Source organism: Spirosoma areae, assembly GCF_054781775.1.
Window position 1 is genome coordinate 1 of record NZ_BAAGTT010000053.1, and the last position, 1652, is coordinate 1652.

At 40.9% G+C, this 1652-nt stretch carries 2 protein-coding genes; both read left to right on the forward strand.

Annotated features, from left to right (window positions below; genetic code table 11):
- The coding region (locus tag ACYVI1_RS30320; protein ID WP_460915316.1) for an IS1 family transposase at positions 1–109 on the forward strand (109 nt) is incomplete at its 5' end.
- Positions 106–645, forward strand: a complete 540-nt coding sequence (locus tag ACYVI1_RS30325) for a hypothetical protein (RefSeq protein ID WP_460915326.1) — start codon at positions 106–108, stop codon at positions 643–645. The genes ACYVI1_RS30320 and ACYVI1_RS30325, both read left to right, overlap by 4 nt.
- Positions 646–1652: the final 1007 nt, after the last annotated feature.

Sequence of the window (1652 nt, forward strand, 5' to 3'; positions counted from 1 at the left end):
CAAACGGTTAGCTCGGAAGACAATCTGTTTCTCGAAGTCAGTGGTGGTTCATGACACGGTGATTGGGTTATTTATCAATCAGTTTTTCTTCGGCATTCAACATTATTGAGCCATCACCAAGATAATGATTTAAGTGTTATAGCAATTGACTCAGGTAGTGATAAATCATTTGATTTTTTAGGAGCAGCTAAAGTCATGACTGCTTTAAAAGAGTTAATAATAGATTTATGGGATAAGGTAGTATTTTATCGTGAAAGAAAACTTTATGAGAGAATAGAGTTGATATCTAAGACATTACCATTAATAGACAATATTAACCAACTTGAAAAAGATGAAAAATTGAGCAAAGAACAAGCAGAGCTGTTTCGTAGAGGTGTATTAACTGGAGCAAAAGATTTCCTTTTATCGGGAGCCATCTTACCAGAATTTGAGTCTCATTCAACTTATAACCCTCGACAAATAATGGCTCCAGAAACTAAACTTTTAACTATGCCAACTACTATAAAAGATGAAACATCAAATTTGGTAACAGAAAATGAAGATATAGAAGAACAGAAACAAGAAGAGCATAGCGACCTAAGTTCAAATGAGAGGGAATTACTTAAAAGCCTGTTAGAAAGAGAGGCCAAAAGGAAAAGAAAATAAGTATAGTTGATTTGTATTACACAGTTAAGATAGGTTATATATCAACTTACCTATTTACCTCAAGTACACGGCAAATTAATATAAATAAGGTTTTAAGGGCATTGTCGGCTCTCCGGCGACAGGCAGCACGTCCCGAAGGAGAGCATCAGCCCAACTGACAAAGGGTATAAAGGTTGAGGGAACTCGCTCGTTTTGACTAATTCGTTCACCATCAGCCCTTTGTGGCGTTGGGTGCAGCCAACAGGCAGTGCTTCAACTTCCAGCTTTCGGGCGACAATTTGAACGCCCCGTGTAGGCAAGTTTGGGCTTCCATTTCCGGGTCTCGGCTGACAAGCCAACCGCTCCGGTTGGGCAGGTGGAGGTTTGTTAGGGCACATTTATGCGACATACCAAATTACCAGTAAGGAAAGCTTAAGTGTGTTAGGCGGGTTTCGACCGACAAATTGAACAACTGAATAAGTACATAAACTTTAATTATAGCAAAATGAGCGTTTTCAATTCAATATTCGACGAGCTAAACCTAAACTACCCAATTGTTGTAAAAGGAGAGCCGGTTTCAGGTAAGTTTCTCTTTTCTATTTCGTCTGGTATTTCAACCTTCGATGGGGACATTCTATTTGATATACTTCAGAAGTATGACGTAAAAATAGAGACATTTAACGCTCAAATCACAGAAAATGAAGTTGTTAGAATCACAATGTTGGTTTCTTAACACAGCTATTTTACCCAGAAATAGTAAACTATTCCGTTGTCCGCTCCGCGTGGGGTCGCTTCCCGTCGACAAGGAGCACGTCCCAAAGGAAGCTTTTCAACCCAACAGACAAAGGGTGTAAAGGTGGCAAGCGTTTCGCGTTCAGTGAAGTAACTCGCTCACCATCAGCCCTTTGGGGCGTTGGGTGAAGTGTTCATCATGTGTGGAGTGGGCGGGCTACTTGCGACAAGGCGAACGTTTCGACAGGCAGGTCAAAACGTGAGTTTTTCAGCTTCCCCCTGACAAAGCGCACTCC